Genomic DNA, 9,557 nt, shown 5'->3' on the forward strand with positions numbered 1-9,557 from the left:
CAGAACTTTTTTACGGATACACCTGTTTGAGTAAAACAGGTATCGACGCAGGCGAAAAATCGAAATTTCAAAGTCGTCTAGAACGCTTGCATCACACGTTAAAACCGCTTGACTCCAGATGCGTAAGGCGAAGAAAAGGGCAAAGCATTACGACCGACACCCCACTTCAAAACTTGTTAGGAAATACGAAATGCACCGCGTGCACTATCGCAACCTTAATATCCAGCTCAAACAAAGCAGAAAGGATATCGAGGAACTTCTGGAACTCAGCACATCTTGAACAAAAATAGACCTCTCGCTTTTTGCGTCGGGGCGCATCGTGAGGTGCTGGCTCAGAAAAGGAATAAGGGCCACCGCATCGGCAATCAAGTGGTGAGTTTAAATACCTGTTTTACGGTGAAATTACGGTCGCCACCCCTTAAATAAAACGGCAGTGGGAGTGGCAGTGGCAGTGGCGATCAATAATTCGACTGCAGAGAGTTATGCAATTTTTGGTAATCGAAATCCCCGCGCAGGGATAGCTCGGAGCGGAGTTCATCATTCGAATATCCCCAACCTGCCCGATTAGCCCAGCCCGTTCCCACGTGTAGCCCTTCCTACATTTACCTTTAAAACCGGCCCTACACACCGCAGCCTGAAACAAAGCCGCAATCCATTGCAATGTCGAAGCCCAACCTCGGAGCCCTGATGTTGTGGATGTCTAATCAAGTGGATAGAATGCGCTGATGAGTACCAACGTGGCCTCTCAAGCTTGGGAATACCTGCCCTAGGTGCTCCCATGCTTCGCGGTATGACTAGAATTGATAGGCTAGTGGTGGTGTTTTGATTTCCAAGCTCTCAGAGCAAACCCAAGGAAGACTGATAGCGTCAGCGCAAAGCGACAAGCATGTCGCTATCCTGCTTTCAACGTACAACGGAGAAGACTTTCTCTCCGAGCAACTTGACTCGCTCATTCAGCAAACCCATACGAACTGGTCAATCTATGCTTCCGACGATGGATCGAGCGACGCAACACTCAACATCCTGCAGTCGTATCGCGAACGTATCGGCGTCGATCGAATGTATATTCTCAAAGGACCACAGCACGGCTTCGCCGCGAATTTCCTGAGTATGTTAAGACGCGAGGAAATCCAGGCCACCTATTTCGCCTTCTGCGATCAGGATGATATCTGGGTGCCCCAGCGACTCGAAGCCGGTGTCCGCTGGATGGAGAAATTACCGGTCGAGCGTCCTCTGCTCTATTGCTCAAGCACCTCGCTGATTGATGCTCAGGGAACCTCCATTGGCGCCTCTCCCCTCTTCGGAAAACCTCCATGCTTCAAAAACGCCCTTGTGCAAAGTATCGGTGGCGGGAACACGATGCTGCTCAATGAGGCTGCACGGGATTTACTCAAGCAGACCCTGATCGACACACCAATCATTTCTCATGATTGGTGGGCCTACATCCTTGTGTCAGGCTGTGGCGGTGCTGTTGCATACAATAAAGAGCCGACAGTCCATTATCGCCAGCACGGAAAAAATATCATTGGTTCAAACTCCGAACGAAACCGCCTGCTGCGCTTCAGAAGAATGCTGCACGGAACCTTTCGCGAGTGGAACGATGCGAACCTGAAGGCCATTTCACCTTTCAAGATGCATCTCACCCAGGAAAACCTCAGAACACTGGAACTCTTCGAGCAATGTCGAAAAGCCAGCTTGCTAAACAGACTCCGCCTGATTCACCAATCTGGCGTTCATCGGCAGACGCTTGCCGACACGCTAGGCCTTTTGGCCGCAGCGATCCTTCAAAGACTATGAACCCATGACCATTTTTGTAACCGGCAGTGCTGTCTTTATCGGCGAGAACCTGATACTCGACGAGCTAGGCGCCTGTGATGAAACCGCTGCCAGCGTCGAGAAGCTTACCGATGCTGGGAACTTGCAAAATCTGACAGGCCTCGAAGGTGACGCCTTGACGTCTAGTCAATTGATCGCAGCGCAGGCAAACCGCAAAAGGCTTAAATTGACCTGCCCAGAAGAAATCACTTTCCGTCAGCAGTGGATCAGCGCCGAGCAGTTATACGCCCTCACGACTTCCGCTGACCAAAAATGGCTTTGGCCAATACCAGAAACGCCGCGAGTCGAGACCGTTTACCAATGAATGCTACCTTTCTTGCAATTCCCGATGCTGCACTAATCGAACCGAAACTCTCCAGTGACACGCAGCTATCCGCCGAGGATCTGGTTGGACTACCCTCAGGCGAAGCAGAGGTGTTCGCCTGATGCAGAATTTTTCCATCTCACCCATCGAAATAATGAAAAGTGCCTGCCGGCACAAAGGGTTAATCTGGACAATGATTCGGCGCGATATCGCCGGACGATATCGCGGCTCGTCGCTTGGCTTGCTGTGGTCTTTGTTCAACCCGATCCTGATGCTGGTGATCTATACGTTCGTCTTCAGCGAAGTCTTCAAGGCACGCTGGAGCACTGAGGGGGAGTCGAAAGAGCAGTTTGCGTTGATGCTTTTTGCGGGTTTGATATTTTTCAATCTATTTTCGGAATGCATCAGTCGCGCGCCCAACCTCATCCTGGGCAACGTGAACTACGTCAAAAAAGTGGTATTCCCTCTGGAAGTACTGCCTTGGATAACGCTCGGCGCAGCGCTGTTTCATTTCTTTATCAGCTTGCTGGTCTGGCTGGCTGCCTGCCTCTTCCTGACAGGAAAACTCCATCTGACAACACTGCTGCTGCCTTTTGTCATGTTGCCCCTGCTGCTTATTACACTCGGCCTCACCTGGCTACTGGCCTCGCTGGGGGTATTCCTGCGTGATGTTGCTCAGATTGTCGGAGTGATCATTTCAGTAATGATGTTCATATCGCCGATCTTTTACCCAGTTAGCGCATTACCCGAAGCCTACCGAGGCATCCTGCAGGCGAACCCTCTAACGCCAACGATTGAAGGCGCAAGGAAGATCATGTATCTCGGTGAAATGCCCGATTGGCATCAACTCGGGATGCTAAGTCTGTTATCTCTGATCATCTGCTGGCTTGGGTTCGCCTGGTTCCAGAAAACGCGCAAGGGCTTTGCCGATGTCCTCTGAAGTTAAGCAATCCACTGAATCAAAGAAGGATGGCTCGGATATTGCGATCAAGGTCAGCAATCTCTCCAAGTGCTACCACATTTATGAGCAACCGCGAGACAGGTTGAAGCAATTTATCCTGCCTACCTTGAGACGCTCCGCCCGATTGGAAAACAAGCAGTACTTCCGTGAATTCTGGGCACTGCGCGACGTATCATTCGAAATACGCAAAGGCCAGGCAGTCGGAATTATCGGACGCAACGGTAGCGGCAAGTCGACGTTGCTGCAGATGATTTGCGGAACGCTGAATCCCAGCAGCGGCAGCATCCAGACCCACGGCCGCATAGCCGCACTTCTGGAGCTTGGCGCGGGCTTCAATCCGGAGTTCACTGGACGCGAAAACGTCTACATGAATGCGTCTGTTCTCGGTCTGAAAAAAGCAGAGATCGACGCTCGCTATGACGACATCGTGTCGTTCGCCGATATCGGTGATTTTATCGAGCAACCGGTGAAGACATACTCTAGCGGCATGATCGTACGCCTCGCCTTTGCAGTGCAGGCGCAGATCGAGCCAGACATTCTTATCGTAGATGAGGCGTTGGCCGTCGGCGACGCCAAGTTCCAGGCTAAGTGCTTCGAGCGGCTGCGGCAGCTGAAGGAGAACGGCACAAGCATCCTGCTTGTCACTCACTCCACCGAACAGATCGTTACCCACTGCACTCACGCAGTATTGCTGAACAACGGCCAAGTGGTCGAACAAGGCGATCCGCGGCGTATCTCGAACCGCTACCTGGATCTGCTATTCGGAAAGGAACGGCAAAGCAAACCAGCTGAAACCAAGGCGCTGACCTCCCCCCAAGAAAAGGAAAAGGTCACCGACTACACTAGCCCCGATTACTGCTCATTGAATGTCAGTGAGGACGCTTACAGCAAACGGCCAGGCTACAATCCCCACGAGTATCGTTGGGGCGATGGTGCCGCGCGCATTCTAGACTATTACATAGCCGCCGAAGGCGAGGCTTATCCAACGAGTTACACTGTTGGACAGGAAATTGTTCTGGTTATTTCGGTCAGTTTTGTTCACGAGGTCTTCCGCCCAATCTTAGGAATTACGATCAAGACCAAGGAAGGTGTTACGGTCTTCGGTGCCAATTCCGAAACGCTGGACTTCGAAGAATTCAAGACGTCCGGCCAAGCCGGCACTGCCGTACGTGTAGGAGCGCGGTTCAACTGTCGCCTTGGATCCGGAGACTATTTCATCTCCCTTGGCGTCGCCTCACGCCAGAGCGAGGAAATAGTTCCTCACGATCGTCGATACGACTCCATTCATATTCAAGTACGCCCTGACGAAGATTTCTTCGGGCTGGTCAACCTCGATCTCAAATTATCGGCAAGCCAATGAGTAATAACAAAACAACATTACAGAACCACGGATACGAATTCGATGTATCGAGTCAGATCTGGTCGCGCCCGGAATTTTCCAGTATCGCGTACAACGACGGCGATGAAGTCGAAACTCGCCTGAGCCAAGTAATAGCCAACGCCGCGGATATCTCCGTGCTGTCGCTTGAGTTGCGCCGGTATTGCACTGACTGGCCCAGTCTTTACCATCTGTCCGGAACCCGAGCGAACATCCTTCGCCCATTGCAAACAGAGCTAAGCGGCGCACGAGTATTGGAAATAGGCGCGGGCTGCGGCGCAATTACACGCTACCTGGGAGAAGCAGGCGCCCAGGTGGTCGCATTGGAGGGATCGCTGAGACGCGCGACAATTGCTCGCTCTCGCACCCGAGATCTCGATAATGTATTGGTGGTAGCCGACCGTTTCGCGGAGTTCGATACGGATGAGCGATTCGACATAATTACGCTGATCGGTGTGCTTGAGTACGCCAATTTGTTCACTCCCGGTGAAGCTCCAGCGGTCACCATGTTGCGACGAGTGAGAGAACTGCTCAAGCCTGGCGGCAGGCTGGTGATTGCTATCGAGAACCAGTTGGGTCTGAAGTATCTGGCTGGCTCGCCAGAAGACCATGTCGGCGTGTCAATGTATGGCGTCGAAAACCTCTACCGTGGGGCCCAAGCTCAAACGTTTGGTCACGCCGCACTTCAACGGCTGTTGAAGGAGGGCGGTTACGCTAACGTCAGTACGCTCCTACCACTACCAGACTACAAGTTTCCGATATCGATTCTCTCCGAACGAGGTATTGAAACAGCTGACTTCGATTCCTCTGCCTTCGCCTGGCAGAGCGTGCGTAAGGATCCACAATTCCCCCCTCATATCAACTTCCGCCAAGAACTCGCCTGGCCGGTACTTTTTGACAATGATCTAGCCATACCACTGTCCAATTCATTCCTGTTGATTGCAGAGAATGGCCTCTGTGACATGCCTGCTAGTGATGTCCTGGCTTATCATTTCAGCACTGATCGCAAGCCAGAGTTCTGCAAGGAAACGTTATTCCGTGCCCGTCCAGACGGCTCGATTAGCGTCCAATACCGCAGACTGGGCGAAGCCGGCAAGGCCGACGGTGCAAAGGTGACGCATTTCCTGCCTGAACACGAAACGGATTACTGCCACGGAACAGTCATGTCTTGGCAGTTCGTTCGAACGGTCACCCGCGATGGCTGGAATATTGACCACATAGTCGAGTTCTTGAAAGACTACCGTTCGGCGCTCATTGAGATCCTTGCAGAGCGAGGAAAGAACGTTGAGTCACTCTCCGACGAAGGCGACATTCTACTGCCCGGTGAATTCCTTGACATCATTCCGCAGAACCTTGTCGTTTCCTTTGATGGGCGCGCTCAAGTTATTGACCAGGAATGGCGCTCTAACACCGAAATTTACTTCAGCCAACTAGTCTTCCGTTCGATGCTGTCCATGTCCGGTATGGTCAGTTACTTTGGCACGCCTGCCAGCAACCAGTTTCCAACGTGGCGCAGCCTGTTGCAGACAATTTTCCAGAAACTGCAACTGGAGTGGCATTCCCAAACCGAGGCCGATCTGATCGCATTCGAGGTCGAGACTCAAGAAACTGCTACCGGCACATCCTCGATAAGCTATTTCATGGATTGGCTGGCGAGCGAACCGCACAACCAGACGACAGTTCTGGAAGTGCAACAACATAATTTGCAATTGGCCGATGCTACGGCGGAGCGTGACCGACTGATCGATCAGTATCACGCCGAAACCATCCTCAAAGATGCAGAACTTGCACAGCTGAGACAGACCGTGAACGATCAACTCATAAATAACCTTCAGGTCGAAGCATCGACCAGCGAACAGCTTCTGACCCTTGAACAGCTCAAAGAAGCCGAACTCGCGAGACTAAAACTGGCCGAGCACGTCATTCAACTTGAGGCGTGGAACAATGAACAGGCTCAAATCATTGAAGCAGGGAGCGAACGCGAACGCCTCCTTTCCAGAGAGCTTGAAGATAGCAGACACCAGTTTGAGGTACTCAACTATGAAATCGCTCATCTGCGCTCTTCCACTAGCTGGAAAGTAACCGCGCCGCTGAGGTTCGTTAGTCATCAGATCAAACGCAGCCGTCATTTGCTCCGCCTGGCGCCCAATATCATGGAGAGAAAGGGAAACTGGAACACTATACGACTGGCGCTTGCCATTCTCAGGAAGGAAGGCCTCGAAGGCATCAAGTGGCGACTGCGAATGCTCGAAGGCCGCTCCCTTCTCGTGCCGAGCAGCAACAGTGAAGAAATGGGGGAGATCAAGCTCGATTACAACGAGTGGATCAGACGCTACGACACGCTCGATGACCAAGGTCGAAGCAAGATTCGTTCGAGAATTAACACGTTTTCCTGGGCGCCAAAATTCTCGCTGATCATGCCAGTCTATGATCCGCCGCTGGAGTTTCTGGACGAAGCTATCCGCTCCGTGCGCGACCAACTGTACCCACACTGGGAACTGTGCATAGCCGACGACGCATCGAAAAATGAAGCGGTGCGAGAATTACTTAAGAAGCACGCAGCCGAAGACAATCGAATTCGTCTGGTTCTGCGTCGGGAAAATGGGCATATTTCCAAAGCTTCCAACAGCGCCTTAGAAATCGCTACTGGCGACTTCATCGCCATGTTCGACCATGACGATCTAATCCCCGAGCACGCTCTTTACATGTTCGCCGAGGAACTTAACAAGAATCCAACGCTGGACTTCCTGTATAGCGATCAGGACAAGGTCGATATCAGTGGTCGTCGCTACGATCCCTATTTCAAACCTGACTTCAACCCTGATCTGCTCAGATCACAAAACTTTGTCGATCATCTGGCAGTCTTCCGCGCCAGCCTTGCACGTAATCTCGGCGGCTGGCGTACTGCGTTCGATGGCAGTCAGGATTATGACTTTGTCCTTCGATTTACCGAACGGCTACCAGTAGAGAGCATCGCCCATATTCCTCATGTTCTCTACCACTGGCGGGCCGTTCCGGGCTCCCTCGCCATTGACGCAGGAGCGAAGAATTATGCGGCAACCCGCTCACGCCAAGCGCTTGCAGAACACCTGCAGCGGATGGATATCGATGCCGAGGTCACTTCGGAATATCCACACCTGTCCATTCACCGAGTGATTTATCCACTGCCAGTCGAGCCACTGGTTACCATCGTCATTCCGACCAAGGATGGCGTGGATATCCTGCAGCAGTGCATGGATGGGATATTTAACAAAACCGATTACACGAATTTCGAAGTCATCATTGTCAACAATCAGAGTGAGAAGCCTGAGACGCAGGAATACTTCAAGGAGCTTCTGCGCGACAAACGCGTCCGGATTATTGACTTCGATCAACCGTTCAACTATTCAAGAATCAACAACATCGCTGTCAAAGAAGCAAATGGCAGTGTGCTCGCGCTGCTGAACAACGATCTTGAAATGATCAACAGCGATTGGTTGCGTGAAATGGTCAGCCATGCCGTTCGCCCGGAAATCGGCGCGGTAGGTGCTCGCCTATTTTACCCCGATGGTTCTGTCCAACATGCTGGTGTACTGCTCGGCTACAAGGGACGCGCCGGACACATGTACCGATATGCCCCCCGTCACTGGCTTGGCTATTGGGCGCGGGGCGTTCTCATCCAGAACTTGACCGCAGTGACCGCAGCTTGCCTTGTGCTCAGAAAGGATGTTTACGATTCCATCGGCGGCTTCGATGAAGAGAACTTCACCATTACCTTCAACGACGTTGACCTTTGCCTCCGTATTCACGAGAAAGGTTTCAGAAACCTCTATACCCCTTATGCGGAACTCTACCACCACGAATCGAAAACCCGAGGATTCATGGCGTTTCAGAGCGAAGAAGACTACTTCTCCGAGCGCTGGAAGCCCTACATTCAATACGACTCGGCCTATAACCCTAACCTGTCGCTGGAAACCGAAGACTTTTCGCTCGCCTTCCCACCCAGAGCCATTCGCCCTTGGGAATCCGAAAGCTCGCGTATTTCCGCCAAACCCTTGGTTAGCATAATTACTCGCACTCACGGTGAGCGCCAAGAGTTCCTGAAAGAGTCGATCGACTCTGTACTGCGGCAAAGCTATCGTCCACTCCAACTAGTGATAGTCGAAGACGGAACGGACAATGCACGCAAAGTCGTTGACGAGCTGCAACTGCCAACTGGCGTAACCGTAACCTACGAGGCGCTGCCTAAACGCGGTCGTTGTTTTGCAGGGAATCGCGGCTTGGAGTTAGCACAGGGTGAGCTCTTCGGCTTCCTGGATGACGACGACCTTCTGCTCCCTGATCACGTCGAGTCCCTAGTTGGACAGCTGCATGCCCATCCAGAAGCAGCAGCTGCGTATTCGAGCTCATGGGAAATTCCGACCGAGGTAATCAGCCTTTCGCCACTCAAATACGTAGAGGGTAAAAAGTCACTTTTTGGTCGGGCTCGCTTTTCGATAGAGGCATTGTGGAATTACAACTACATAGCTATCCAGTCTCTTCTGATCAAGAAGGATCTCTTCCTAAAACACGGCGGGTTCTCCGAGGAATTGGACTGCTTGGAGGATTGGGATTTATGGCTGAGATATACGTCCGAACACGACTTCGTGTTCTTGGACAAAGCCACTTCCGAGTTCAGGATGCCTAATAATGAAAGCATTCTTTCCAGTCGCCGAGATCAACACCTCCAGTATCTTCCAACGCTAAGGAATCGACAGAAAGAGCTGCTGGACAGCCACGCTGGCGCTCAAACTTATTCGCGCTTGAAGTCAGCCTTCAATACGATACAAGCCTGACCCTCCCCTGCATTAGGGCAACCGTTACTCCCCTTGTCAGCTTTCATAAAGCTTGGCAGGGGGAGCAAGCAAGCGACTTGCGTTTAATGCGTAAACCCCATCAAGTATCTGTAATCAAAAAACTTAGGCCTTGCCGCATCGATATTTATATGACGTGATGGAAAGTCCGTCGTAAGCGTCTGCCCAACTCACGTTGCGTAAGTCAGACAGATACCCACTGATGCGGCAGCAGTTGGTCGATCTCACTCGCCCGTTGCGTCGGCA

The 9,557-nt window shown here is 52.0% G+C and carries 5 protein-coding genes; all 5 read left to right on the forward strand.

From position 1 onward, the window contains the following. Window positions 1-822 precede the first annotated feature (822 nt). Window positions 823-1,797, forward strand: coding sequence for a glycosyltransferase family 2 protein (locus HDC30_RS28215; protein WP_183786080.1), 975 nt, complete (start codon window positions 823-825; stop codon window positions 1,795-1,797). A gap of 4 nt (window positions 1,798-1,801) precedes the next feature. Beyond that, the gene (locus HDC30_RS29685; RefSeq protein ID WP_183786082.1) at window positions 1,802-2,140 is read left to right on the forward strand and encodes a hypothetical protein; all 339 of its coding nucleotides are present in this window, start codon (window positions 1,802-1,804) and stop codon (window positions 2,138-2,140) included. 121 nt (window positions 2,141-2,261) lie between these two features. Beyond that, complete coding sequence (locus HDC30_RS28225) at window positions 2,262-3,080, forward strand: ABC transporter permease (RefSeq protein WP_183786084.1); 819 nt, start codon at window positions 2,262-2,264, stop codon at window positions 3,078-3,080. After that, window positions 3,070-4,461, forward strand: a complete 1,392-nt coding sequence (locus tag HDC30_RS28230; protein ID WP_183786086.1) for an ABC transporter ATP-binding protein — start codon at window positions 3,070-3,072, stop codon at window positions 4,459-4,461. Before HDC30_RS28225 ends, HDC30_RS28230 begins: the two co-directional genes overlap by 11 nt. Next, window positions 4,458-9,293, forward strand: a complete 4,836-nt coding sequence (locus HDC30_RS28235; protein ID WP_183786088.1) for a glycosyltransferase — start codon at window positions 4,458-4,460, stop codon at window positions 9,291-9,293. The genes HDC30_RS28230 and HDC30_RS28235 overlap by 4 nt, the downstream gene beginning before the upstream one ends. Window positions 9,294-9,557: the final 264 nt, after the last annotated feature.

The sequence above is a fragment of the Pseudomonas sp. JAI115 genome, from assembly GCF_014200835.1.
In the GTDB taxonomy this organism is placed as follows: Bacteria; Pseudomonadota; Gammaproteobacteria; order Pseudomonadales; family Pseudomonadaceae; genus Aquipseudomonas; species Aquipseudomonas putida_A.